The sequence below is a fragment of the Streptomyces sp. NPDC018610 genome (genome assembly GCF_044391765.1).
Taxonomy (GTDB): Bacteria; Actinomycetota; Actinomycetes; order Streptomycetales; family Streptomycetaceae; genus Streptomyces.
Genome location: NZ_JBISAL010000001.1, coordinates 579,087 through 603,436, shown reverse-complemented (window position 1 = coordinate 603,436; position 24,350 = coordinate 579,087). Strand labels below are relative to the sequence as shown.

The following is a 24,350-nucleotide window of genomic DNA, read 5'->3' as shown; positions in this document are numbered from 1 at the left end:
CCCACCCACCACAAGGAACGCATGAACAACGCAGTGAACGACGGCGTCTGGTCCGGAACCTGGGTCGCCGAACGGCTCGGCGTCGAACTCGTGGGCGGCGAGGAGCTGACGGGCCTGCTGGGGCTCGCGCTGCGCCGCAACCCCAAGCGGGCGCACCTGCTGGTGTCCAACGTGCTCGGCAAGCACGTGCCGCAGTCGCCGGCGGTGGTGTACGGCCACGGGCTCGCCCTGGGCCGCCGGGTGCGCGACCTGCTGGGCGAAGGGGAGGCCGGCTCGGCGGTCGTCCTCGGCTACGCGGAGACCGCCACGGGCCTCGGCCACTCGGTCGCCGACGGCCTGGGCGGGGCCCCCTACCTGCACTCCACGCGCCGCCCCGTCGCCGGCGTCGCCCCGGCCGGCGGCTTCGAGGAGTCCCACTCGCACGCCACCTCCCATCTGCTGCTCCCCGAGGACCCGGCGCTGCTGGCCGGCGGCGGCCCGCTGGTCCTCGTCGACGACGAGTTCTCCACCGGCAACACGGTCCTCAACACCATCGGCGACCTGCACGCGCGTCACCCGCGCGAGCGGTACGTCGTGGTGGCCCTGGTCGACATGCGCTCCGCGGCCGACACCGCCCGCCTGGACGACTTCGCCGAGCGGATCGGCGCCCGCATCGACCTGGTCGCCACCGCCTCGGGCACCGTCCGGCTCCCGGACGACGTCCTCGGCAAGGGCCGGGAACTGGTCGCCCGGCACGAGCGGACCTCCGCCCGCACCCCCGCCGACCGGGACCCCGCCCCCGGCCCGCGCGACGCCGGCCGGCTCACCCGCGTCCCGCTGCACTGGCCCAGGGGCCTGCCCGACGGAGGACGGCACGGGTTCACGCCCGCCCACCGGGAGCGGCTGGAACGGGCGCTGCCCGCCATGGCCGCCCGCCTCGCCGAGGCGCTGCCCGCGGACGCCCGTCGGGTGCTGGTGCTCGGCTGCGAGGAGCTGATGTACGCCCCGCTGCGCCTGGCGAGCGAACTGGAGCGGACGACCGACGCCGAGGTGCGCTACTCCACCACCACCCGCTCGCCCGTGCTCGCCGTGGACGACCCCGGCTACGCGATCCGCACCCGGCTGGTCTTCCCCGCGCACGACGACCCGGCCGACGGCCCCGGCGAGCGCTACGCCTACAACGTGGCCGGCGGCGGCTTCGACGCCGTCGTCGCCGTCGTCGACTCGGCCGCCGACACCTCCCGGCTGCACGCGCCCGGGGGACTGCTCGACCGGCTCGCCGCGCACACCCCGCACGTCCTGCTCGCGGTGGTGCCGTCCTACGTCCCCGCCCGCACCCTGGAGAGCCCCCCCATGCTGCCCGAGCCCCTGCGCGGCCCCGCCTTCTCCTCGTACGCGCCCGAGGAGGTCGGCTGGCTGCTGCAGGACCTCTCGGAGGTGACGCTGGAGGCGCCCACGGAGGAGCGCGAGGAGGCGATCCAGAGCGGCGGCGCGCACTACGCCGAGTCGCTGCCCGTGGAGTACCAGCCCAGCGCCCAGTACCAGGAGCTCTTCCAGACGGCCCTGGAGACCTCCGCCGCACGCCTCGCCCGGGCCGTCGGCGCGGTCACCGAACTCGTCCTGGCCGAACTCCCCCTGCGCGGGGGCCGGGGCGGCCGTACCGGCGTCGCGCGCGAGCAGGCCCGGCGCCCCGTGCTGGTCTCGCTGGCCCGCGCCGGCACCCCGGTCGGCGTGCTGATGCGCCGCTGGGCCGCGTTCCGGCACGGGCTCGAACTGCCGCACTACGCCGTCTCCATCGTGCGCGGCCGGGGCATCGACGCCAACGCGCTGCGCTGGCTGGCCGCCCACCACGACCCCGCCGACGTCGTCTTCGTCGACGGCTGGACCGGCAAGGGGGCCATCACCCGCGAACTCGCCCAGGCCATCGAGGAGTTCGAGGCCAAGGGCGGCGCCCCCGGGTTCGACCCGGAGATCGCGGTGCTGGCCGACCCGGGCGCGTGCGTGCGGACGTACGGCACCCGGGAGGACTTCCTCATACCCTCCGCCTGCCTCAACTCCACCGTCTCCGGACTCGTCTCGCGCACCGTGCTGCGCGCCGACCTCGTCGGGCCCGACGACTTCCACGGCGCGAAGTTCTACCGCGAACTCGCCGGCGCCGACGTCTCGGTCGCCTTCCTGGACGCCGTCTCGGCCCGCTTCCCCGAGGTCGTGGACGACGTCGACACCGCCGCCAAGGAACTGCTGTCCGGCGACCGCACCCCCACCTGGGCGGGCTGGGCGGCCGTCGAGCGCATCAGCGAGGAGTACGGCATCCACGACGTGAACCTCGTCAAGCCCGGCGTCGGCGAGACCACCCGGGTGCTGCTGCGCCGGGTGCCGTGGAAGATCCTGGCGCGCACCGGGGCCGGCGCCGACCTCGACCACGTACGCCTGCTCGCCGAGCAGAGAGGGGTGCCCGTGGAGGAGGTGGACGGCCTGCCGTACACCTGCGTGGGGCTCATCCACCCCCGCTTCACGCGCGGGGCGACCGGCGCCGACGGCCGGGCGGTGACCTCGTGATGCCGGTGCTGGTGGCGAGCGACCTCGACCGTACGCTCATCTACTCGTCGGCGGCCCTGGCGCTGACCATGCCCGACGCCCGCGCGCCGCGGCTGCTGTGCGTGGAGGTGCACGAGAGCCGGCCGCTGTCCTACATGACGGAGACCGCGGCCCGGTTGCTGTGCGACCTCGGCGACGAGGCGGTGTTCGTGCCGGCCACGACCCGCACCCGCAAGCAGTACCTGCGCATCAATCTGCCGGGCCCGCCGCCCAAGTACGCGGTCTGCGCCAACGGCGGTCACCTGCTGGTGGACGGGGTCTCGGACGCCGACTGGCACCGGGCCGTGACCGAGCGGCTGGCCGGGGAGTGCGCGCCGCTGGCCGAGGTGCGCGAGCACCTGACGCGCCGTGCCGATCCGGTGTGGTTGCGCAAGCAGCGGATCGCCGAGGACCTGTTCGCCTATCTCGTCGTGGAGCGCGAACTGCTGCCCGAGGAGTGGGTGAAGGAGCTGGCCGCGTGGGCGGAGGGCCGGGGCTGGACGGTCTCGCTCCAGGGCCGCAAGGTCTACGCCGTCCCGAAGCCGCTCACCAAGAGCGCCGCCGTCCGCGAGGTCGCCCGCCGCACCGGCGCCGCTCTCGTGCTGGGCGCGGGGGACTCGCTGCTGGACGCGGACCTGCTGCTCGCCGTGGACCGCGGCTGGCGGCCGGGCCACGGCGAACTGGCCGAGACGGACTGGACGGCGCCCGGCATCAGCGCGCTGCCCGAACGCGGGGTGCTGGCCGGCGAGCGGATCGTCCGGGAGTTCCTCAGGACGGCCCGGGCGCCCCGATAGCGGGCCGGCCGGCCCACGGGAGGGACGGCCGGCCCCGGCGGGAAACCTGACGTCACCGGCGGAGGAAGCGGACGTCCTCGGCGGGGAAGCCCGCCGCCCGCGGGGGGTCAGCCGCAGCAGCCGCCGCCGCAGCACCCGCCGCCTCCGCCGCCGGAGGCGGGGCGGGTGACGGGGGCGGAGGCCGCGCCGCCCACGGCGACCGTGGAGAGCAGTTTGACCGTGTCGCCGTGGCCGGCGGGGCAGGTGGCCGGGGCGCCGGACTCCGCCATCGGACGGCTCAGTTCGAAGGTGTCGCCGCAGCTCCGGCAGCGGTACTCGTAGCGAGGCATACGCCCACATTAACGGGCCTGACCAGACCGACGGAGCTCTGCGTTTCTTGTGTGTTCGTTTCTGTCCCGTTCTCATGCGGAGAAATTGAAAAGACGGCTGATAATTTTGTATGGCCGCGAGAGCCGTGAGACGGCTGGGAGTGAGGGAGCAGGCGGCCGCGTCAGCGGCGGCTGTGTCGACCCGCGCGAGCAACACGGAGTGCGGAGGGAGACGCAGTCGTGACCGAGGCAGGGCAGGGGGAGGGTCTTCCGGAGGAGGACGGCCCGTCCCGTGAGCGCCGCGCCGCGCAGGGGCGTTCACCGAACGTCCCGGGGCCGCGCGCGGACGAGACGATGCAGCTGAACGTGGACGCCCTGCGCAAGCGGGACGCGCCGGGCCGCCCGCCGCACTCCGAGTCCGGCCCGCCCCGGCCGGACGAGACCATGCAGCTGAAGGTCGACGCCCTGCGCGAGCGGCAGCGCGGCGGAGCACCGCGGCCGAAGGAGGAACGGCCGAAGGAGGAACGGCCGGAGGGGGAGCGGTCGGAGGAGGAGCCGGTACGGCCGCAGCCGCACGAGACCATGCAGCTGCGGGTCTTCCGGCCCAGGTCCACCGACGCGCCGCCCGGAAAGCGGGCCGACCGACGCAAGAAGCAGCGGCCCCGCGGGCTCGCCCTGCCTCCGGCCCTCGCCCGCCTCGCCTCGGGGGCCCGCCGCCGCCTCGCCCCGCTCACCCGCCGCCTGGCGCCCCTCCTCGCCGCCCTCGCGCCGTACGCCCGCAAGCTGAAGCCCGTCTACCCGCGCCCCGGCCGCACCGGCTGGCGCCGCTGGATGCCCTCCTGGCGGCAGTGGGTGGGCGGCGTCTTCTCCGCGTTCGGCCTGACCGCCCTGTTCCTCGTCGTCGCCTACGCCGCGACCGACATACCGGACAACCTCAACAGTTACGCCACCCAGCAGGACAACGTGTACTTCTGGTCCGACGGCACCCCGATGGCCCGCACCGGCTGGGTGCAGCGCCAGGCGATGCCGCTGAAGGACATACCCGAGGACGTCCGCTGGGCGGTCCTCGCCGCCGAGAACGAGAGCTTCTACAGCGACCCCGGCATCTCCTTCAAGGGCATCACCCGCGCCGTGTGGCGCACCGTCGGCGAGGGCGACACCGAGGGCGGCTCGACCATCACCCAGCAGTACGTCAAGAACGTGTACCTGACCCAGAACCAGACGGTCAGCCGCAAGTTCACCGAGGCGATGATCTCCCTCAAGCTCGACAACCGGATGAGCAAGGACAAGATCCTCGAGGGCTATCTGAACACCAGCTGGTTCGGCCGCGGCACCTACGGCATCCAGCGCGCCGCCCAGGCCTACTACGGCAAGGACGTCAGCCAGCTCAACGTCAGCGAGGCCGCCTTCCTCGCCTCCCTGCTCAAGGGCGCGGGCCTGTACGACCCGACCCTGAACCCGAAGAACCACGCCCGCGCCGTGGAGCGCTGGAACTGGATCCTCGACCGCATGGTCAAGATCGGCAAGCTGTCGCCGGACGAGCGCGCCAAGTACAGGACCTTCCCCGAGCCGCTCAAGAGCAACCCGCTCGCCGACACCGGCCGGCAGAGCGACTACCTGGTCGAACTGGCCACGCAGTACGCCAAGAAGGCCGCGCACATCTCCGACAAGGAGTTCGACCTCGGCGGCTACCAGATCTACACGACCTTCGACCGCAAGCGCGAGGACACGCTCACCGACGTCGTCACCAAGGCCCGCAAGAAGGCCAAGGAGACCGATCCCGGCGCGGCGAAGACCGCCCACTACGGCGCCGCCTCGGTGGACACCGACGGCCGGATCGTCGCCGTCTACGGCGGCCCCGACCACCGCACGCAGGGCTACAACGAGTCCAACGCCTCCACCGTCCCCGCCGGTTCCGCCTTCCAGCCGTTCGTGTACGCGGCCGGCCTGCAGAACGGCGTCGTCAAGCGGCGCGACGCGCCCCGCGAGCCGATCACCCCGGACACCGTCTACGACGGCGACGACGCCGTGCCCGTCAGCACCCCCGAAGGGCCCTACTGGGACCGCAGCGGACGCAAGGTCGCCGCGCACAACGACGGCGGGAAGTCCTACGGGCGCATCCCCCTGCGCAAGGCGCTCGCCCAGTCGGTCAACACCCCGTTCATGCAACTGGGCATGGACACCGGCCTGGACAAGGTGAAGCAGACCGCCGTGGCGGCCGGCCTGCTGTCCTCCAGCATGGGCCCGCAGGTGCCCGACCTGTCCCTGGGCAGCTCCACGCCGAGCGCGATCCGCATGGCGGGCGGCTACGCCACCTTCGCCGACGCCGGGATGAGCACCGAGCCGTACTCGATCTCGCGGATCACCCGCAACGGCGCCGCCGTGCCACTGGACCGGCCGGCCACCAGGCGCGCGGTCGGCCCCACCGTCGCCCAGCAGGTCGAGGACGCGCTCGGCGACGCCTTCCGCACCGCCCACCCCACCGACGCGCCCGCCGGCGCCCAGGTGTCCGGCAAGGCCGGCACCACCGACGGGGACACCGCCGCGTGGTACGTGGGCACCGCCAAGTCGGTGTCGACGGCGGTCGTCGTCTACCGCATGGATCTGGCCAAGAGCCTCGAACCCCTGCCGCTGAAGGGGCTCGCCGGAACATCCGGCGCCAGTGTTCCGTACTCCATATGGGCCGGCGCCATGGCACCGCTCGGCTGACCCCGGCGGCCCGGCCGCACCGCCCCCGCCCGAAAGAACCTCGCGAATCGAGCCGCCCATGAAGTCGTCACCCGGCCGCCGCCGGAAGGCCCCCGCGCGCCGCCGCCCCTCCCGCCCGCACTTCGTGACCCTGGCGGCCCTGCTGGTCGTGGCGTCCGTGGTGGCGGGCTTCCTGGCGCTGACCCGACCCGACTCCACCGCGCCGACCGCGTCCGCCGGCGCCAAGGGCGCGGCCCCGTCGGCCACGGGGACGAAGGAGCCGCCGTGGGACGGCAGGACGAAGGTGCTCGGTGACGGCTCGACCTCCTACACCGGCCCGCAGAAGGGCGAGTCGAAGCCGGTGCCGCTCAAGCCGGGCGAGAAGCCGCCGCAGTTCGTGGTGTTCTCCTGGGACGGCGCCCTTGAGGGCAGCGACCACCTGTTCTCGCACTACCGGGAGCTGGCCAAGGAGTACAACGCCCACATGACCTTCTTCCTCACGGGCATCTACCTGCTGCCCAAGGACAAGAAGACCCAGTACCACCCGCCGATGCACAACCCCGGCGACGCCGCGATCGACTACGCCACCGACGAGCACATCCGCGAGACCCTCGAACAGCTGCGTCTCGCCTACGACCAGGGCAACGAGATCGGCACCCACTTCAACGGCCACTTCTGCGGCGCCAAGGGCGGCGGCGACTGGAGCGTGGAGGAGTGGAAGAGCGAGATCGACCAGTTCTACTCGTTCGTGGAGAACTGGAAGACGAACACCGGCTTCACCGACATCCCGCCGCTCCCCTTCGACTTCAAGAAGGAGGTCACCGGCGGACGCGCGCCGTGCCTGGAGGGCCAGCCCAACCTGCTGAAGGCCATCAAGAGCTACGGCTGGCGCTACGACGCCTCCTCGCCCGGCGACTTCCAGATCTGGCCCACCAAGAAGGACGGCGTCTGGGACTTCCCGCTGGAGATGCTGCCGTACGAGAACGGCAAGTACCAGGGCCTGTCCATGGACTTCAACTTCCTCTACAACCAGTCGGGCGGAGAGACCAAGGGCGACCCCGCCAAGTACCCGCAGTGGCAGCAGCAGACCGTCGCCTCCTACATGGCCGGCTTCAACCGCGCCTACTACGGCAGCCGCGCCCCGCTGTTCGTCGGCAACCACTTCGAGGACTGGAACGGCGGCATCTACATGAAGGCCATCGACCAGGTCATCAAGAACGTCTGCACCAAGAAGGGCGTCAAGTGCGTGTCCTTCAAGGAGCTCGCCGACTGGATGGACGTGCAGAAACCGGAGACGCTGCAGGCCCTGCGCGGACTGGACCCGGCGCAGTCCCCGGACTGGTCCTCGGTGGTCAAGTGACGCCTGTAACCTCTTGGTTCCACTTGTGCACGCCCTCTTCACAACCGCCTCCGCAGTCATGCGAAGATGCGACTTCCCGGTAGCAGTACCGGCGTAGAGGGGAACACCATTGAAGTCGAGAAAACTGAGCCGTAAGCGGCGGCGCACCGCCATAGTCACGGCCGCGGCCGCCTCGGTGGTCGCCGGCGTGGCCCTGGTGCCCAACTGGAGTGCGGGCGCGGCGGTCACCGACGACCCGACGGTGGACGCGGCCACGAAGGCCACCTTCCAGAAGCTGGCCGACGCGGTCTTCACCGACCGCACCCAGGCCCTGGTGGACGACAAGAGCGGCAAGCAGGGGAAGAAGGGGCAGCACCAGAAGCTGTCCGCGCGCTTCTCCGGCAAGGTCAGCGTCTCCGGCACGCAGTCCCGCCACGAGGACTCCGCGCTGTCCCAGCTGCGTGGTCGCAAGACCCGCCTGGAGCAGCTCGGCGAGAAGTACAGCGCGGGCAGCACCAGCGTCACGCTGGACGCCACCCAGGTCAAGGGCCGCAACGCCAAGGTCGCCGTCACCGAGAAGACGACGCTGACCTACGCGAAGGTCAAGGGCACCGAGCCGAAGACCACCGGCTTCCAGGCCCACCACGAGCTGTCGTTCCTGGCCGACAAGCACGGCCACTGGCAGCTGACCGGCATCAAGGACACCGACGACGGCATCGCCGTCAACCAGGTCACGCCGCCGGCGCCCGTCCTGCCGTCCAACTCGGTCCCGACGCCGACCGCCTCGGCCTCGACGACGCCGAGCAAGGCTCCGACGCCGACCGCCACCGCCTCGGCCTCGGCCTCGCCGAGCAAGGCTCCGACGTCGCCGACCACGGCCCCGACGTCGTCCGCGCCGGCCACGGCCGACGACGGCAACCCGCCGGACGCGCCCAAGTCGTCCACCGCGAAGAACGCTCCGGCCAACCCGAAGAACCTCACTTCCGGCACGTACGACTACAAGGCCATGGCCGCGTACGCGCAGAAGTACTGGAGCAACTACAACCCGGACTACCCGAACTTCAACGGGCAGGGGGCCGGCGGCGACTGCACCAACTTCGTCAGCCAGTCCCTGAAGGCCGGCGGCTGGAAGCACGTCCCGGGCTACACGGACGACTTCCACAACTGGTTCGGCACCGCGGACATCCAGTCCGACTCCTTCATCGGTGTCAACGAGTTCTCGTGGTTCGCCCTGTCCTCCAAGCGGGTCACCAGCCTGCCGTACGTCTACCAGCTGGACGTCGGTGACGTGCTGCAGATGGACTTCGACCGGGACGGGTCCAAGGACCACTCGATGATCGTCACCTACCGCAGCCCCGAGGGCGTGCCGTACGTGTCGTACCACTCCACCAACACCTACAACAGGTCGGTGGCGAGCCTGATCGCGTCGTACCCGAACGCGAACTACTACGCCTACCGCACCTGATCCGGTGTCCCGCCGGAGCGGGGGACCGGCCTCAGTGGCCGGCCCCCCGCTCCTCGCGGATCGCGGCCACCACCCGGGCCACCGACGCGCGGACCGCCTCGGTCTCCGTCAGGAAGTGCCAGTAGTCCGGGTGGCGGCCTGTGAGGCCCTCCACCGCCCGCTCCAGCCGGGCCACCGCGTCGTCCAGCGGGCGGGCGTGCCGCGGGTCCGGCGTCGTGCGGCCCGTCATGGCCAGCCGCTGCGCGTCGCGGATCGCGAACCGGGTCTTCTCGATCTCCCCCTGCGGATCCTTCTGCACCGCGTTCAGCCGCGCCAGCCGGTCCCCGGCGGCCGACACCGCCTCGTCGGTGGTGTTGAGCAGCGCCCGCGCGGTCGACAGCAGCGCCGTCGCGTCCGGCCAGCGCTGCGCCTCGCGCGCCGCCCGCGCGTCCCTCAGCTTCAGCTCGGCCTGCCGCACGTTCTCGGCGGCCTGCTCCGGTACGTGCTGGAGGTCCTGCCAGCAGGCGGCCGTGAACCGCCGGCGCAGTTCGCTCAGCACCGGCTCCACCTGTCCGGCCCGGGTGGTCAGCGCCTGCGCCCGGGTGCGCAGCGACACCAGCCGGTGGTCGATCTCGGCGGCCCGCTCCGGCAGCCGCCCGGCCTCCGCCCCGATCGCCGCCGCCTCCCGCGCCACCCGCTCGGCCCGCTCCAGCGTCTGCCGCACACCGTGCCGCCCGGCGCCCTCGTTCAGCTTCGTCAGCTCGGGGGAGAGCGCGGCGAGCCGCGCGGCCAGGTCGTCGGCCCTGAGACCGGCGCCGCGCACGGCGTCCAGGGCGTTGCTCGCGGCCAGCAGCGCCTGCCGGGCGCGCTCCACGGCGGGCGCCAGCCGGGCCAGCTGGGTCTCGGCCTTGCCGAGCAGCGGTCCGAGACCGCCGGCGAAACGATCCAGCTCCCGTCCGACGTTGAGCAGTTCGTCCTTGGCGGCGACCAGGTCGGTGCGCGCCCGGGCGGCGGCGGAGGCCTCCAGGTCGTCCCGGTCCAGGTCCTGCGCGTCGACGGCCGCGATGTAGCGGCGGCTCGCCTCGTCGATCCGCCGGCCGAGCGCCTCGAAGTCGGCGACCGCGCGGCGGGCGGCGGGCGAGTCGTCGACGGCCGTGATCGTCTCCATCGAGATGCGCAGATCGCGCTGGGCGGTGTCCAGTTCGTAGAACGCGGTCGCCGCGGCGTCCTTCGCGGCCTGCGCCTCGGCGCGCTGGTTCTCCGCCCGGCCGCCGAACCAGCGCCGGGTGCCGCCCCCGGCGAAGGCGGCGGCCGCCGCGAGCGCGACGAGCAGCGGCAGGCCCAACAGGGTGAGGACGTCACGCGCGGCGGCGGACGACGCCGGGGAGGGCCGGGTCCGTCCGGACCGGGACCGCCGATACGGCGCGTGCGGCCGCCGAGGTGTCGCCGGTGTCGCCCGTGCCGCCGGTGTGGCCCTCACATCACTCTCCCGTGGTCCGCCCTGCGTGGTGTTCATTCTCCCACCCGTACAGGACGAACACACGGGCCGATCAGTTCGGCCCGCGGACCCGGAGGCCCGCCGGGGCCGCTTGGACGCCCACCGGCTCGGCGGCGGCACGGAGTTGGCGGCGGCGTTCCTTGCCGGGCCGCCGGGGCACGGTGACGACCGGTGATGACCGAAGACGGCCGGACACGACGAAGGCCCAGGTCTCCGGGCGGTGCCGGTGACCTGGGCCTGCTCGCCGCCGCGACGGACCCGCGGCGATCGGTGGGCGCGGACGGTTTCGAACCGCCGACATCCTGCTTGTAAGGCAGGCGCTCTACCCCTGAGCTACGCACCCGGGACGAGTGGACAGCCTACCCTGCCGGGGGGACTGTCCCGCAAACCCGTCGGCCGCCCCTCCTCGTCGAAGCACACCTCGCGGATCCGGACGACGGCGGCGCGGTCGAGCGGCCCGAAGACGTGCGGGAACGCGGTGCCCGCGGGCACTCCGGGCGGCGGGGCGGGCTCGGGCGCCTCCCACTCCAGCCGGGCGGCGAGGAGGGTCTCGTCGATCACCAGCGCCAGCAGCGGCCGGGGCGCGTTCCGGTAGAAGGCGTCCACGACGGCCAGGGTCGTCGCCTCGTCCGGGGAGCAGTGCACGAAGCCGTCCTCGGCGAGGGAGGCGGGCGCGTAGGGGCGGTCGGGGCCGGCCTGCCACTCGGCCGACGGCACCACGTGGTAGATCATGCGTCCTCACCGCCGGGGACCTCGTCACGGACATGCTTGAGCCGGCTGCGGGCGTCGACGCCGTCCGGGCCGGTGAACTCCGACCAGTATCGGTGGGTGGTGACGAACACCGCCAGCTCGTGCTCACGGCGGCGGAGCTTCTCGACCTCGGCCTGTTCGTCGGCGGTCCAGCCCGGGGAGGCGGGCCGCTCCACCTTGCGCCACCCTCCGTCGTCACCGAACCCGTCCAGCGGCTCGACCGACCAGGGCAGCCGTTTGAGCAGGGCCGACAGCTCGGCCCGGACCTGATGCAGCTCCTCCTGGCCGGCCAGGAGGTCACTCGGGAAGTCATAGGGCGTAGCCACGGCGCAATGGTACGCCTGTTCGATTTTGGGTCGCGAGTCGCTTCCATGGGGTCGTGTGTTCGAGATGGCGGGAGTGCGGGCCGGGACGCGCCGGGCGCGAGCGGGACCTGAGCGGGTGCGCGCGGGACCTGTTGAGTACGTGTGGGCGCCGGCCTGAGTACCGGCGCGGATGCCGGGGCGCCGCCACGCTCCGTAGCGTCATGGTCATGGAGAACACCGCGCACACCGCCACCGGCCCGTCCCCGCTGCCCCGGCCGTCCCGGTCCCGGACCGCCGCCGACCACGCCGGGCTCGCCGTCCTCGCCGTGTTCGTGCTGCTCGCCGGGTTCGTCGTGGGGGCCGTCGGCCCTCTGCTCGCCATCGCCTGCGACGCCTGCCAGGACGGGGTGCGCGGCCCGCTGCGCTTCTTCGACGCGCTGATGGCGGTGGACCGCGTCGGCGTGCCGCTGGTCACCGTGGGGACCCTGGTCGGCCTGTTCCTCCCGCGCGGCGGCGCCCGGGTCGGCGGGATCGGGCTGGGCCTTCTCGGGGTGCTGTTCTGCGCGATGCTCGTCCTGGGGCAGATGACGGCCTGAGCCGCCGCCGGCCCGCGACCGGCCCGAGGCGCCGGACCGGCGGGTCGTGGTCCGGTGGGCGGTGGTCCGTCGGGTTCGTCCGTCGGGCTGGTCCTGGCGCCGCCCGGTGGGGACACTGGGGGCATGTGCCGGAGTATCAAGACGCTGCGTCCGCCCGTACTGCCCGAGGAGGCGACGGAGGAGGAGATCAGGGCCGCCGCGCTGCAGTTCGTGCGCAAGGTCTCCGGCTTCCGGGCGCCCGCCGCGCACAACCGCGAGGTCTTCGACCGTGCGGTCGACGCGGTCACCGCGGCGACGGAGGAGCTCCTGGCCGGCCTGGAGGTACGCGGTCGCGCCCCGCAGAAGGCCGGATGACACGCGTCCGGCACGCCCCTGCCGCGCAGGCCCTGCCCGCGCATGCCCGGCTCGCCCGCGCGGCCGCCTGACGCCGCCCGGCCTGTCCGCCCGTGCCGGGCGTCGGCGCTCCGCCCGCGCCCCGTACGGGCTGCCCGCCGTCAGGACGCCTGGGGGCGTTCCGGTGTGCGGCGCATCAGGTAGGCCGCGCCCAGGCCCGCCGCGAACAGCGCGGCCACCGACACGCCCGTCGCCAGCCAGGCCGCGCCCAGCCAGCGCGTCCCGAAGTAGCCGAGGGCGACGCTGTAGGCCGCCCAGGACAGGCCGGCCAGCGCGGACCAGGGGAGGAACTCGCGCACCCGGCGGTGGGCGGCCCCGGCGGTGAAGGAGACGACCGAGCGGCCGGCCGGGGCGAACCGGGCGATGACCACCAGCGCGCCGCCGCCCCGGGCCAGGGCCACGCCGAGCCGTTCCTGCGCGGTGCTCAGCCGGCGGGAGCGGGCGATCGCGCGGTCCAGCCGTTCACCGCCGCGCCAGGCCAGTCGGTAGGCGACGAGGTCGCCCAGCACCGACGCGGTGGCCGCGCACAGGGTCAGCGCGAGGATGTCGGGCACGTCGCGCGGAACGTGCCCCGTGGCGGCGCCCGAACCGGCCGCGGCGGCCGTGGCCGCCGTGACGATCAGCACACCGCTGGGCAGCAGGGGCAGGAAGACGTCGAGCAGCACCGAGAGGGCCACCACGACATAGATCCATGGAGTGCCGGTGAGCGACCCCACCCTCGCCACACTCTCCAGCACCGAGAACTCCCTGTAACTCCCCCCGTGGACCGGATCGTGCCGCGACGTCGCGGGGGAGCGGCAGGGGCGGCCTGTGAACAGCCATACAGCGTACGCCGCCGGTGTGACAGGAGGTGCACCGGGGGCGTAGGCGCAGGCGTACGCAGGCCCCCCGGCCGTCGACCGGCCTGGCCGGCGGCCGGGGGCCGCGCTCAGGCGGCGACCGGTGTCTGCTCGGCGGCCGGCTGCTTCTGCTGCCCGGTGCGCCGGGCGAGCAGCGTGTCCAGGCCGAACGCCCCGGAGCCGGTGAAGACCAGCAGCAGGAACGACCAGCAGAACAGGACCGGCAGATCGCCGCCGTTCTGGATCGGCCACAGCGCCGCCTTCTGGTGCACGTCGAAGTAGGCGTACGCCATGGAGCCGGAGGCGACGAACGCCGCGGCCCGGGTGCCCAGGCCCAGCAGTACGAGGACGCCGCCGACCAGCTGGATGGCGGCCGCGTACCAGCCCGGCCAGGTGCCGGCCGGGACCGTGCCGCCGTGCGTGCCCATCGCGCCGCCGAGCACGCCGAAGATCGAGGCGGCGCCATGGCAGGCGAAGACCAGTCCGACGACGATGCGGAACAGGCCGAGGGCGTACGGCTGCGCGGAGTTGAGACGTCCGGTCAGGCCGGTCATAAGGGGTCTCCTTCGGTCAAGCCGGCCCTGGGGAGGGAAGTGTGACAAGGGGCCGGCGTGGGGACGGATCCGAACGGGTGACCGAGGATAGGTGAACCTAAGTAGTGCTTGCAAGTTCAACATTCAGCCATGCGCGGGGTTCCGTTTGCGGCTCTGTTTGCGCAGGTACGGCGCGTATGGGGGGAAGTGTGAACCGGGCCCGCGACCTGGACGAAGAGGGGGAAACCGGGGTGCACCACGGAACGGCCCGGCGGCCCGGCGGCCGGGCGGATCGCCCCTCCGCTCCGCGACCCGCCCGCCCGGCCACCCCGCGCCGCCTGCGCCCCGGTCGGGGCCGGCCGTGACCGGGCTGACCGTCCGTGCGGTGTGTGTCCCCTGCACCGGTCGCCGGACCGGAGGCCGCCCCCGCGGGGACGGGCGCCCGGTGGCTCAACGCAGACCGCCCGCGGGCACGCGAGGTGCCGGCGGGCGGACCAGGAGGGGCGGTCCGGGAGGACCGGGGAGGGCGGCCGGGCGGACCGGGCGAGGCGTGCCCGGCCGGACCGGGAAGGACCGACCGGACGGACCGGTCGAGGCGTGGTCGGCCGGACAGGGAAGGGAGGACCGGGCGGACCGGGCGAGGCGTGGTCAGCCGGGCCGGGGAGGGATGACCGGCCGGGCCGGGAGGGAGCGGCCGGCGGTCAGCAGCTCGCGAGGTAGCCCTGCAGCGCGCTCTTCTCCGCCGAGTCGACCGACAGGTTGTAGTAGTACTTCACCTGCACCCAGGCGCGGACATACGTGCACACGTACGCCGACCGGGACGGCACCCAGGTGGCCGGGTCCTGGTCGCCCTTGGACTGGTTGACGTTGTCGGTGACGGCGATGAGCTGCGGGCGGGTCAGGTCGTTGGCGAACGCCTGCCGCTGGGCGGTGGTCCACTTGCTCGCCCCGGAGTCCCAGGCCTCGGCGAGCGGCACCAGGTGGTCGATGTCCAGGTCGGAGGCGGCGGTCCAGGTCGCGCCGTCGTACGGGGAGTACCAGCTGCCGCCGGTGGCCGCACAGGTGGAGCTGGTGGTGACGTTCGTGCCGTCGCGCTTGAGGACCGTCTCGCGGGTGTCGCAGCTGCCGCTGATGGTGATCCAGTGCGGGAAGAGGTCGCGGCTGTAGCCGGTGCGGTTCTCGGCGGCCACGGTCAGCGAGGAGAGGTAGCTGCGCGCGGTGGCGGCGCTGACCGGGGTGGGGAGGGCCGCGGAGGCGGTGGGGGAGTCGAGCAGGGCTATGGAGGCGGTCAATCCGGTGAGGGCCGCGAGGGTGGCCAGTCGTCGACGCGCGTAGAACTTCGGCCTGCGGGACATGCGAACTCCCTTGGAGGGTGGGGTTGTTGTGCGCGGGCAGGGGGAATGCTCGCGACACCGTGTTGCGCGGAGGTGTGCGTCGGGTGAGAACCTAGTGACGCGTGCATGACACGACAAGGGGTTCGATCGGACTTTCGGTCCCGTACCATGGACGGCGCAGAAGGGGAGTAGTCCTTCGCCGGACCGTCGACATACTGCTCAGCTCGTCTGAGCCGGCGCCCGGAGGCAGGCCCGGATCAATGACCGGACCGGCCGGCGAGACCTTCGGCAAGCAGTGCACGCCCGTGCGTACGGCATGGGTGACCGTGTGCTGCCCTGCCGAGGCGTCTGGCCGTGCGAGCCGCAGCACTCTCGGTGGGGGCAGCCCGACCGATTGAGGAACAGTGATCAGTCTCAGCGTCCTGGCGCTCGTCTTCGGCGTCGTCTTCCTCGCCGAGCTGCCGGACAAGACGGCCCTCGCCGGGCTCGTGCTCGGCACCCGCTACCGCGCCTCGTACGTCTTCGCGGGCGTGGCCGCCGCCTTCCTGTTGCACGTGGTGCTGGCCGTCGCGGCGGGCAGCGCGCTCACCCTGCTGCCGCAGCGGATCGTGCACGCCCTGACCGGTGTGCTGTTCCTGGGCGGCGCGGCGGTGCTGCTGTTCAAGAAGGACGACGGCGAGGAGGAGATCCGGCGGCCGGAGGACCAGTCCTTCTGGAAGGTCGCCGGGACCGGGTTCATGCTCATCCTCGTCGCGGAGTTCGGCGACCTCACCCAGATCATGACGGCGAACCTCGCGGCCCGCTACGACGACCCGATCTCGGTCGGCCTCGGCGCGGTGCTGGCCCTGTGGGCGGTCGCGGGTCTCGGCATCGTGGGCGGCAAGGCCCTGATGCGGAAGGTGCCGCTGTCCCTGATCACCAAGATCGCCGCCGCCCTGATGCTCGCGCTCGGCGTCTGGAGCCTGTGGGAGGCGGTGGCCTGAGCGGGTGCGCGGGCCCGGTGAGCGGCCGTTGCCGCGGGTGCGGGTGCGGGTGCGGGTGCGGGTGCGGGTGAGGGTGCGTGGGTGCGGGCGCGGTGGGCGGCCGTGGCTCCAGGTGAGGGCGCGGGTGGCGGTCGCGGGTCGCCGCGGGCCGCCCGGCGCCGCTCCGGCCCGCGGTCGTGCGTCCGCGCCCGGCCCGCTCCCGCGCTCGTCGCCGCCCGCCGAAGCTGAACATCCGGTGAAGTGTCGCCGGGGCCGGTGGCGGGATGCCCGCGTTGTTTTGTACCGTAGAGAAACAAAGTGGCTTCCGCCCGCTTCCCCTGACCGGCGGGCGGAGCCGCCTTGTCCCCTCGGGCGCCTCCCCCGTACGCCCCCGCCCGTCCGCTCGTCCTGGAGTTGCCCATGACGGCCACCGCCGTGTTCACCGCCCGCGCCCTTCTGCTGGACATGGACGGCACGCTCGTCGATTCCCATGCCGTCGTCGAACGGATCTGGCGGCGCTGGGCCGAGAGGCACGGCCTCGACGGCGACGAGGTGATGAAGGTCGTCCACGGCCGCCAGGGCCACGCCTCGATGGCGCTGCTGCTGCCGGACCGGCCCGCGGAACAGAACCACGCGGAGAACGCGCGCATGCTCGCCGAGGAGACGGCCGACATGGACGGCGTGGTGCCGGTTCCCGGGGCGCCTGAGTTCCTCGCCTCGCTGCGCGGGGTGCCGCACGCCCTCGTGACCTCCGCCGACGTGGGCCTGTCCACGGCCCGGATGGCCGCCGCCGGCCTGCCGCTGCCCGACGTGCGCGTCACCGCCGAGTCCGTCGGCGCCAGCAAGCCCGACCCCGAGGGGTTCCTCAAGGGCGCCGCCGAACTCGGCGTCGCGCCCGCCGACTGCGTGGTCTTCGAGGACTCCGGCGCTGGCATCGCGGCCGGGCGCGCCGCCGGGATGCGGGTGATCGGCATCGGCCCGCGCGCCGCGTACCACCGGCCCGACGCGACCGTGCCCGACCTCACGCGGATACGCGTCGAACCCGCCGAGGACGGAACCGTCCGCCTGCACGTCGGCTGAAGCCTCTCGTCCGAGCGGTGACCGTCGGTCCCCACGTCACGCCGTCCGGTCGGGTCAGGTCTCCGATTCCAGGCTCGCCCGGGTCGCCGGGCCGTAGACGCCGAGGCCGTCGGAGGTGGTGCCGCGGGACCACTGGTAGACGCGTACGGACTGCTCGACCTGCTGGTCGAAGTCGCCGTTGACCGGGCCCGTGTAGAGGTACAGCTCCGCCAGGCGCGACTGGAGTGCGGAGACCTCGGGGCCGTGGTCGCCGAGCCGCAGGGCGGGACCGGACGGCGCCGGGTCGGTGGCCCGCGTGGTCGTCGCGCTCTGGGTGGGTGCGGTGGGCCGTGAGCTCGGCCCGGAGGACTTCGACGCGGACGGCGAGGGCGAGGCCGTCGTGGCCGAGGGCGACGTGGACGGCGAAGAACTCGGGTCGGCGGACGGCGACGGGCTCGACGAGGCGGACGCGGACGGCGCGGGCGGCGCCGCGGAGGTCGCCGCCGCGGACGACGGAGCCGGGTGCGTCGCGGCGTCCGGGATGCTCTCCCGTACCTCGTGGGCCGCCGCGTCGTCCCGCGCCGGGGACTCGTAGGAGAAGAACCCGGTCGCGTATCCGGCCGCCGCGACGACCACGGTCACCGCGCCCGCCACGGCGAGCAGCACGGCGGGCCGGCGCCCGCGCCGGGCCGGCGGCCCTTCCGGTCCGTCTTCCGCGTCCCCGTCTCCGTCCCCGTCCGGCCGGCCCATGGGCATGGCCGCCGTCGGGGGGCCGTCGTCGCCGGAGTCGAACAGGCTGAGGTCCGAGGCGCTGGGTTCACCCGCGCGCGGCGCCGCGGGAGCGGCGATGCCGGGCGGCGGCGCGACCGTCCGCAGCGGCATCGTGGACTCGACGGCGGGGATCGGCCGCGTCCGGGCGGCGTCCCCTGACCAGGCCCCCGCGCCCGCGTCCGGCGCGTCCGGCGGCCCTCCGGGCGTCGCGCCGCCCGAAGCACCGGACACGTCACCCGCGCCGCCCGCGCCTCCCGTGCCGCCCGCGCTTCCCGAACCGGCCGTGCTTCCCGAACCGGCCGTGCTTCCCGAACCGGCCGTGCTCGCCTCCGGGGCGGCGGCGCCGGTCTGTCCGGGGGTGCGACCCGTCCCGGGCCCGTCGATGTCCACGTACGGGCGTATCCGCAGCGGATCGAAGTCCTCCGCGGCGGCGGCCTCGGCCGTCCGCGTGTCGCGCAGGGCGTCCGCCGCGCGCTGCCCGCAGGCGCACGAGGGGGAGTTGTCCGTGCCCCGGGGCGCACCGCACTGCGGGCAGACGTGTCCGTTCGGTTCTTCCACGCGTCGGTCCCCTCCCGTCCGAACTCCAAGGATTATGCAGATCCTCTCCACACCGCCTCCGCGAAGCCCCCGGAATGGCCGCTTCCGGGAGGGCTCGACAGGCCATAACGGGACACACCGATGACGATGGAAGGTGTCACGAGAGCGTCGGGAGGTCTCCATGGCCGGGGATGCGGACGGCAGGACGGGGAGGGCGGGGAGGACGGGAACGACAGGCGATCCGACGGACGATCCGATGGGCGGCGCGGTCGGCCCGGGCGGTCCGGTGGGCCGTCCGGCGGGTGACGCCGTGGCGGAGGCCGCCGGCGCCCCGTCGCCGGCGTTCGCCTCGCCGCGCGGCTCCGGCGCGCCGGAGTCCGAGCACGTGTCCGGCAACGTCCTCGTCTCGATCGGCGCGCTGCTCCTCGGCATGCTGCTCGCCGCGCTCGACCAGACGATCGTGTCGACCGCGCTGCCCACCATCGTCAGCGACCTCGGCGGCCTGGAGCACCTGTCCTGGGTGGTCACCGCCTACCTCCTGGCCTCGACCGCCGCGACCCCGCTGTGGGGCAAGCTCGGCGACCAGTACGGCCGCAAGAAGCTCTTCCAGACCGCGATCGTGATCTTCCTGATCGGCTCGGCGCTGTGCGGGATGGCGCAGAACATGCCCGAGCTGATCGCGTTCCGGGCGCTGCAGGGCCTGGGCGGCGGCGGGCTGATGGTGCTGTCGATGGCGATCGTCGGCGACGTCGTCTCGCCCCGCGAACGCGGCCGCTACCAGGGCCTGTTCGGCGCGGTGTTCGGCGCGACCAGCGTGCTCGGGCCGCTGCTCGGCGGCCTGTTCACCGAACACCTCAGCTGGCGCTGGGTGTTCTACGTCAACCTGCCCGTCGGCGTGGTCGCCCTGGCCGTGATCGCCGCCGCCCTGCACATCCCGCGCAAGGCGCAGCGCCATGTCATCGACTACCTCGGCACGCTGCTCATCGCCTCGGTCGCCACCTGCCTGGTCCTGGTCGCCTCGCTCGGCGGCACCACCTGGGGCTGGGGCTCGCCGCAGATCATCGGCCTCGCGGTGCTGGGCGTGGTCCTCGCCGTGGCGTTCGTTGCGGTGGAGCGCCGGGCGGCCGAGCCGGTGCTGCCGCTCAAGCTGTTCCGCATCCGCACCTTCACCCTCTCCGCGGTCATCAGCTTCATCGTCGGCTTCGCCATGTTCGGCGCGATGACCTACCTGCCGACCTTCCTCCAGGTCGTCCACGGCATCTCTCCCACCCTGTCCGGCGTCCACATGCTGCCGATGGTGGTCGGCATGCTGCTCGCCTCGACCGGCTCCGGGCAGATCGTCAGCCGTACCGGCCGCTGGAAGGTGTTCCCGGTCACCGGCACCGCCGTCACCGCCATCGGCCTGCTCCTGCTGCACCGCCTCGACGAGCACAGCTCCACCGCGGAGATGAGCGGCTACTTCTTCGTCTTCGGTCTGGGCCTCGGCCTCGTCATGCAGGTGCTCGTGCTCATCGTGCAGAACGCGGTCAGCTACGAGGACCTCGGCGTGGCCACCTCCGGCGCCACCTTCTTCCGCTCCATCGGCGCCTCCTTCGGCGTGGCGATCTTCGGCACGGTCTTCGCGAGCCGGCTCGCCGACAAGCTCGCCGCCGCCTTCAGGGGCGCCACGCTGCCGCCGGGCGCCTCGGCGGACGCCCTCAAGTCCGACCCGCGCGGCATCGTCGCCCTGCCGCCGACGCTGCGCCCGGCCGCCCTGCACGCCTACGCCTCCGCCATCACCGACGTCTTCCTCTACGCCGCCCCGGTCGCCCTGCTCGCCTTCGTGCTGTCCTGGTTCCTGAAGGAGGACCGCCTGCGCGGCTCGGTCACCGCCCCCGACGTCACCGAGACCTACGTCACCAACCCCGTGGAGCGGTCCTCGCACGACGAGGTCGCCCGCGCCCTGTCGCTGCTGGGCACCCGCGAGGGGCGGCGCGAGATCTACCGGCAGATCACCGCCCGGGCCGGCTACGACCTGCTGCCCGCGGCGAGCTGGCTGGTGCTGCGGATCAACAAGTACGGCTGGGTGGAGCCCGCCCTGCTGGCCGAGCGGGTGCCCGTCCCGCTCACCGTCATCCTGGAGGCCGCCCGCCAGGTCGAGGAGCGGCGCCTGGCCGAGCGGCACGGACTCGACCTCGTCCTGACCGACCAGGGCCGCGAGGTCGCCCGGCGGCTGGCGCACGCCCGCGAGGAGTCGCTCGCCGAGCTGCTCGGCGACTGGTGGGGCCGGGCGGGCACGTCCGACCTGGTGCGGCTGGTGCACGAACTCACCGGGGAGCTGTGCGGCTCCGACGCGGAACGCCCGCACGACGAACGGGCGGTGACCCGGCTGACCTGACCGGCCCGCCGTCCTGACGCGCGGCCGGCCCGCCGGTCAGCGGAGGGGCTTGGCGAACCAGTGCTCGGCGTACCGGCTGTCGTTGTGGGGCGCGGTCTCCGCGTAGCCGAGCCGGGCGTACAGGGCGCGGGCCTCGACCAGGTCGCTTCGGGTGTCCAGGACGATCCGCCGGGCGCCGAGCGCGCGGGCGGCGTCCTCGGCGGCGGCGACCAGCAGCGCCGCGCCGCCCTTGCCGCGCACGTCCTCGCCCAGGTAGACCCGGGTCAGCTCGGCGGTGGCCGCGTCCAGCAGCCGTACGCCCGCGGTGCCGGCCGGCGCGCCGTCGTACCGGGCGAGCAGCAACCGGCCGGTCGGCGGGGTGAGTTCGGCGCCGGTGTCGGCGGCGATCTCCCGCTCCAGGTCGCCCGGATCGGTGCGGCGCCCCTCGTACAGCAGATACCAGCGGTCGCTGACCTCGGTGTAGTACGCCCGCCACAGGGCGGCGGCGACGGGGGAGTCGTACGGTTCCGGGGCCACGGTCCAGGAGGCGGTCGTCGAGGTCATACCGGCATTGTCGGCGGGGGGACCGCGGGCGCCGCAACCGAATATGCGGCGCAGCGGCGGACCCGGCCCGGACGCCGCCCCGCCGGCCGCCGGTTTGTCAACCGGTTCGCGGGCAACCCGAATGAGGAACCGGCCAGTTGGGCCGACCACACCCGGAAGGCATCCATGTCCACAGGCCTGATCATCGCTGTGCTCGTGATCGTCGCGGCCGTCATCGTGCTGGCGGCCGTCCTCGCCCCGCGGGCCCGGAACCGCACCGGCGGGAAGAACCTGAAGCAGCGCTTCGGACCGGAGTACGACCGGACCGTGGCCCGCCACGACGGCGACACCAAGGCCGCCGAGCGTGAACTCGCAGGCCGGGTGGAACGCCACGGCGACCTGCGGCGGCGGCCGCTGGAGGCGACCGAGCGCGAGCGGTTCGAGGCGCGCTGGGCGGCCGTGCAGGAGCACTTCGTCGACTCGCCGCACGAGGCGGTGACCGAGGCGGACGGGCTGCTCGCCGACCTGGCCGGTGCGCTGGGCTTCCCGGACGGCGGGCAGTACGAGGAGCAGCTGGCCGCCCTGTCCGTGCACCACGGGCACCACGTCCACGGCTACCGCCGCGTCCACCGGGCCGCGTACGCCGCGCCGGCCGACGGCCGGGACGGGAGCGGGAACACCGAGGAGCTGCGCGCCGCCCTGCTGGAGGCCCGGGAGCTGTTCGACGAGCTGATGGGCGCGGGGCACTCCGACGCGAACCGCCACCACGCCGCGGCCGGCTCCACCCCCACGCGCGCCGACGCCGCGGCCCACGCGGACGACGGCCGCACCCGCACGGACCACTGATCCGGCGCGGGCAGCGCTACTCGGCCGCCGCCCGGCCCTCCCGCCGTGCCCGCCACTCGCGGACGACCTCTTCGACGTCGTACCGCTTGAGGCCCAGCGGGGGGCCGGGCGGCGGCTTGAGCATCATGTCGAGGATCTTGGAGTTGATCTCCGCGATGATCCTCCGGACGACCGGCTCCGAGGGCGCCGCGTAGGCCGCCGCGAGGGCGTCCTCGGCCTCCTTGCGCAGCGCGAGCGACGGCGGCAGCAGCACGGACAGCCCCTCGCGGGCCATCTTCCGCTTGACCCACCACAGTTCGTCGTACGTCGTGTCGTCCGGCAACGGCTTGCCCACGCCCGGCAACCGGTCGAAGTCGCCCCGCCCCTGCGCGTCGCGGATCTCCTTCTCGACCCAGGACTCGAACGGAACACCGGGTGGCTTTCGCTCGGTCATGACTCCATTGTGCCGGACATGCCCTGGCCGGGCGATTTATCATGCCGCGCGGTGCGCCAATCAGGCGTGCCGTCAACGGCATTGACGCGGCCGGGCGGCTGAGCACGAGGCGACGCCCGGGCGCCTCGAACCACGAGGAGCGCATGTGCTCGAACTCACCATGGCCTCCGTCTCCGGGACGGAAGCGGGCGCCACGGCCGGGATGCTGATGGCCGACGCGCCCAGCGAGGCGGGCACCGCGCTGCGGGTGGGACGGGACGGGTCCGTGTGCCGTCTGGTGACGCCCGACGACTGGCTGTTCGTCTCCCGGGTGCACCTGGAGTTCCTGTGCCGGGCCGACGGGGCCTGGCAGGTCACCTGGGTGCGCGGCTCGCAGCCGGACCCGTCCTCCGAGGTCCGGCTGACGGTCGGCGGGCACGAGCGGCCCCTCGCCTACGGCGGCACCGCCGCGCTGCCCCGAGGCGAGTCCGGCGAGGTCGTCGTCCAGGACCGCACGAGCCCGCGCAGCGTCAACGTCGGCTTCTACCACGAGGTCTAGGGCGTGGGGGCGGGGGGGGGGGGGGGGCGGGCGGGGGGGGCGCCCCCCCCCCCCCCCGCCCGCCGCCCCCCCCCGCCCCCCCCGCGGCCCGCGCGCCCCCGCCCGCCCCCCGCCCCCCCCCCCCCCCGGCGGGGGGGGGGGGGGGGGGCCCCCCGGGCCGGGGGGGGGGGGGCCCCCCCCCCCCCCCCCCCCACGCCCTGGAGCCGGTCCCGGGGGCCTCGGCTGCCGCCGGAGGGGCTCAGTCCAGCACCCGGGCCAGCGCGAAGCCGTCGTAGCCCTTGCTGTCCACCGTCTGGACCGCGGTGCCCTCCAGCCGGGGGTGCTCGGCGATCAGTTCGAGCGCCGCCCGGGTGCCGCGCACACTGGGGTCGGTGCTCGCCGCGTCGGTCACCTTGCCGTCGCGCACGACGTTGTCCAGGACGATCAGGCTGCCGGTGCGGGTCAGACGCAGGGCCCACTCGACGTAGTGCGGGTTGTTGACCTTGTCGGCGTCGATGAAGACCAGGTCGAAGGGTGGCGGATTCTCGTCGGCCAGCTTGGGCAGCGTCTCCAGCGCCGGTCCCACCCGCACCTCGGTGATCCGGTCGAGGCCGGCGTGCGCGAGGTTGCGGCGGGCCACGTCGGCGTGGTGGCCGTCGTACTCGAGGGTGACCAGGCGGCCGTCGGCGGGCAGCGCGCGGGCCAGCCAGATGGTGCTGTACCCGCCGAGGGTGCCGATCTCGAGGATGTTGCGGGCGCCCTGGAGGCGGGCGAGGAGTTGCAGCAGCTTGCCCTGGGCCGCCGTGACGTTGATGGGCGGCAGGCCCTGCGCGTCGCTGTCGCGCCGCGTGGCCTCGAGCGCCTCGTCCTCCGGGGCCAGCAGGGCGGAGAAGTAGGCGTCGACCTCGTTCCAGAGCTGCGAGTCGCTCATGCACCAAGCCTTTCGTAT

General features: G+C 73.7%; 23 protein-coding genes and 1 tRNA gene. 12 read left to right on the top strand and 12 right to left on the bottom strand.

All coding sequences use genetic code 11. The annotated features are described in order from the left end of the window. The first annotated feature begins 21 nt into the window (after positions 1 to 21). The gene (locus ACH5A8_RS02715; protein WP_398997167.1) at positions 22 to 2,538 is read left to right on the top strand and encodes a phosphoribosyltransferase; all 2,517 of its coding nucleotides are present in this window, start codon (positions 22 to 24) and stop codon (positions 2,536 to 2,538) included. Further along, positions 2,538 to 3,350 carry an HAD family hydrolase gene (locus ACH5A8_RS02710; RefSeq protein ID WP_398997166.1) on the top strand — a complete coding sequence of 271 codons (813 nt, stop codon included), beginning with the start codon at positions 2,538 to 2,540 and terminating at the stop codon, positions 3,348 to 3,350. The genes ACH5A8_RS02715 and ACH5A8_RS02710 overlap by 1 nt, the downstream gene beginning before the upstream one ends. A gap of 107 nt (positions 3,351 to 3,457) precedes the next feature. Here the strand turns inward: ACH5A8_RS02710 and ACH5A8_RS02705 are convergent, their stop codons facing one another. Next, the gene (locus ACH5A8_RS02705) at positions 3,458 to 3,679 is read right to left on the bottom strand and encodes a zinc ribbon domain-containing protein (protein WP_398997164.1); all 222 of its coding nucleotides are present in this window, start codon (positions 3,677 to 3,679) and stop codon (positions 3,458 to 3,460) included. A 423-nt stretch (positions 3,680 to 4,102) separates the two neighbouring features. Here ACH5A8_RS02705 and ACH5A8_RS02700 point away from each other — a divergent pair, with 423 nt between their 5' ends. The 3 genes from ACH5A8_RS02700 to ACH5A8_RS02690 all read left to right on the top strand — a co-directional run bounded on the left by ACH5A8_RS02700 (position 4,103) and on the right by ACH5A8_RS02690 (position 9,150). Beyond that, positions 4,103 to 6,367, top strand: a complete 2,265-nt coding sequence (locus tag ACH5A8_RS02700) for a transglycosylase domain-containing protein (protein WP_398998244.1) — start codon at positions 4,103 to 4,105, stop codon at positions 6,365 to 6,367. 58 nt (positions 6,368 to 6,425) lie between these two features. After that, the gene (locus ACH5A8_RS02695) at positions 6,426 to 7,706 is read left to right on the top strand and encodes a hypothetical protein (protein WP_398997162.1); all 1,281 of its coding nucleotides are present in this window, start codon (positions 6,426 to 6,428) and stop codon (positions 7,704 to 7,706) included. 175 nt (positions 7,707 to 7,881) lie between these two features. Then, positions 7,882 to 9,150 (top strand): amidase domain-containing protein, encoded by a 1,269-nt coding sequence (locus ACH5A8_RS02690; protein WP_398998243.1) that lies wholly within the window; start codon positions 7,882 to 7,884, stop codon positions 9,148 to 9,150. Between the two features lie 31 nt (positions 9,151 to 9,181). Here ACH5A8_RS02690 and ACH5A8_RS02685 read toward each other — a convergent pair whose 3' ends face one another. The 4 genes from ACH5A8_RS02685 to ACH5A8_RS02670 form a co-directional block, all read right to left on the bottom strand. Then, complete coding sequence (locus tag ACH5A8_RS02685; protein ID WP_398997160.1) at positions 9,182 to 10,645, bottom strand: hypothetical protein; 1,464 nt, start codon at positions 10,643 to 10,645, stop codon at positions 9,182 to 9,184. Positions 10,646 to 10,898: 253 nt separating this feature from the next. Beyond that, positions 10,899 to 10,970 (bottom strand) — tRNA-Val (locus tag ACH5A8_RS02680). Continuing rightward, complete coding sequence (locus ACH5A8_RS02675; RefSeq protein ID WP_398997158.1) at positions 10,961 to 11,359, bottom strand: DUF952 domain-containing protein; 399 nt, start codon at positions 11,357 to 11,359, stop codon at positions 10,961 to 10,963. The genes ACH5A8_RS02680 and ACH5A8_RS02675 overlap by 10 nt, the downstream gene beginning before the upstream one ends. Then, positions 11,356 to 11,703, bottom strand: coding sequence for a hypothetical protein (locus tag ACH5A8_RS02670; RefSeq protein WP_398997156.1), 348 nt, complete (start codon positions 11,701 to 11,703; stop codon positions 11,356 to 11,358). Before ACH5A8_RS02670 ends, ACH5A8_RS02675 begins: the two co-directional genes overlap by 4 nt. 206 nt (positions 11,704 to 11,909) lie before the next feature. Between ACH5A8_RS02670 and ACH5A8_RS02665 the strand changes: the two genes are divergently transcribed. Together ACH5A8_RS02665 and ACH5A8_RS02660 are read left to right on the top strand one after the other, a co-directional pair. After that, positions 11,910 to 12,278, top strand: a complete 369-nt coding sequence (locus ACH5A8_RS02665) for a hypothetical protein (protein ID WP_398997154.1) — start codon at positions 11,910 to 11,912, stop codon at positions 12,276 to 12,278. A gap of 123 nt (positions 12,279 to 12,401) precedes the next feature. Next, positions 12,402 to 12,632, top strand: coding sequence for a DUF2277 domain-containing protein (locus ACH5A8_RS02660; protein WP_398997152.1), 231 nt, complete (start codon positions 12,402 to 12,404; stop codon positions 12,630 to 12,632). 140 nt (positions 12,633 to 12,772) lie between these two features. Here ACH5A8_RS02660 and ACH5A8_RS02655 read toward each other — a convergent pair whose 3' ends face one another. From ACH5A8_RS02655 to ACH5A8_RS02645, 3 genes are all read right to left on the bottom strand, one after another. Beyond that, positions 12,773 to 13,408 (bottom strand): DedA family protein, encoded by a 636-nt coding sequence (locus tag ACH5A8_RS02655; protein WP_398997151.1) that lies wholly within the window; start codon positions 13,406 to 13,408, stop codon positions 12,773 to 12,775. 191 nt (positions 13,409 to 13,599) lie between these two features. After that, entirely contained in the window at positions 13,600 to 14,055 is a 456-nt protein-coding gene (locus ACH5A8_RS02650; RefSeq protein WP_398998241.1) for a DoxX family protein, read from the bottom strand. Positions 14,056 to 14,744: 689 nt separating this feature from the next. Continuing rightward, positions 14,745 to 15,398: an HNH endonuclease family protein gene (locus tag ACH5A8_RS02645; RefSeq protein ID WP_398997148.1), complete on the bottom strand. Its 654-nt coding sequence runs from the start codon at positions 15,396 to 15,398 to the stop codon at positions 14,745 to 14,747. A gap of 383 nt (positions 15,399 to 15,781) precedes the next feature. On the opposite strand from ACH5A8_RS02645, the gene ACH5A8_RS02640 reads away from it, so the two are divergent. Both ACH5A8_RS02640 and ACH5A8_RS02635 read left to right on the top strand, forming a co-directional pair. Then, positions 15,782 to 16,360, top strand: a complete 579-nt coding sequence (locus ACH5A8_RS02640) for a TMEM165/GDT1 family protein (protein WP_398997146.1) — start codon at positions 15,782 to 15,784, stop codon at positions 16,358 to 16,360. 399 nt (positions 16,361 to 16,759) lie between these two features. Beyond that, entirely contained in the window at positions 16,760 to 17,419 is a 660-nt protein-coding gene (locus tag ACH5A8_RS02635) for an HAD-IA family hydrolase (RefSeq protein ID WP_398997144.1), read from the top strand. A gap of 54 nt (positions 17,420 to 17,473) precedes the next feature. Here ACH5A8_RS02635 and ACH5A8_RS02630 read toward each other — a convergent pair whose 3' ends face one another. After that, entirely contained in the window at positions 17,474 to 18,727 is a 1,254-nt protein-coding gene (locus ACH5A8_RS02630; RefSeq protein ID WP_398997142.1) for a peptidoglycan-binding protein, read from the bottom strand. Between the two features lie 235 nt (positions 18,728 to 18,962). Between ACH5A8_RS02630 and ACH5A8_RS02625 the strand changes: the two genes are divergently transcribed. After that, positions 18,963 to 21,083, top strand: a complete 2,121-nt coding sequence (locus ACH5A8_RS02625) for an MDR family MFS transporter (protein WP_398997140.1) — start codon at positions 18,963 to 18,965, stop codon at positions 21,081 to 21,083. A gap of 36 nt (positions 21,084 to 21,119) precedes the next feature. Here ACH5A8_RS02625 and ACH5A8_RS02620 read toward each other — a convergent pair whose 3' ends face one another. Next, on the bottom strand, positions 21,120 to 21,626 hold the full coding sequence (locus ACH5A8_RS02620; protein ID WP_398997138.1) for a GNAT family N-acetyltransferase: 507 nt from the start codon (positions 21,624 to 21,626) through the stop codon (positions 21,120 to 21,122). A gap of 165 nt (positions 21,627 to 21,791) precedes the next feature. Here ACH5A8_RS02620 and ACH5A8_RS02615 point away from each other — a divergent pair, with 165 nt between their 5' ends. After that, the gene (locus tag ACH5A8_RS02615; protein ID WP_398997136.1) at positions 21,792 to 22,451 is read left to right on the top strand and encodes a hypothetical protein; all 660 of its coding nucleotides are present in this window, start codon (positions 21,792 to 21,794) and stop codon (positions 22,449 to 22,451) included. Positions 22,452 to 22,467: 16 nt separating this feature from the next. On the opposite strand, the gene ACH5A8_RS02610 is transcribed toward ACH5A8_RS02615, so the two are convergent. Further along, positions 22,468 to 22,884, bottom strand: coding sequence for a DUF1992 domain-containing protein (locus tag ACH5A8_RS02610; RefSeq protein WP_398997134.1), 417 nt, complete (start codon positions 22,882 to 22,884; stop codon positions 22,468 to 22,470). A gap of 145 nt (positions 22,885 to 23,029) precedes the next feature. Between ACH5A8_RS02610 and ACH5A8_RS02605 the strand changes: the two genes are divergently transcribed. After that, on the top strand, positions 23,030 to 23,422 hold the full coding sequence (locus ACH5A8_RS02605) for an FHA domain-containing protein (protein WP_398997132.1): 393 nt from the start codon (positions 23,030 to 23,032) through the stop codon (positions 23,420 to 23,422). 238 nt (positions 23,423 to 23,660) lie between these two features. On the opposite strand, the gene ACH5A8_RS02600 is transcribed toward ACH5A8_RS02605, so the two are convergent. Then, positions 23,661 to 24,332 carry an O-methyltransferase gene (locus ACH5A8_RS02600; protein ID WP_398997130.1) on the bottom strand — a complete coding sequence of 224 codons (672 nt, stop codon included), beginning with the start codon at positions 24,330 to 24,332 and terminating at the stop codon, positions 23,661 to 23,663. Positions 24,333 to 24,350: the final 18 nt, after the last annotated feature.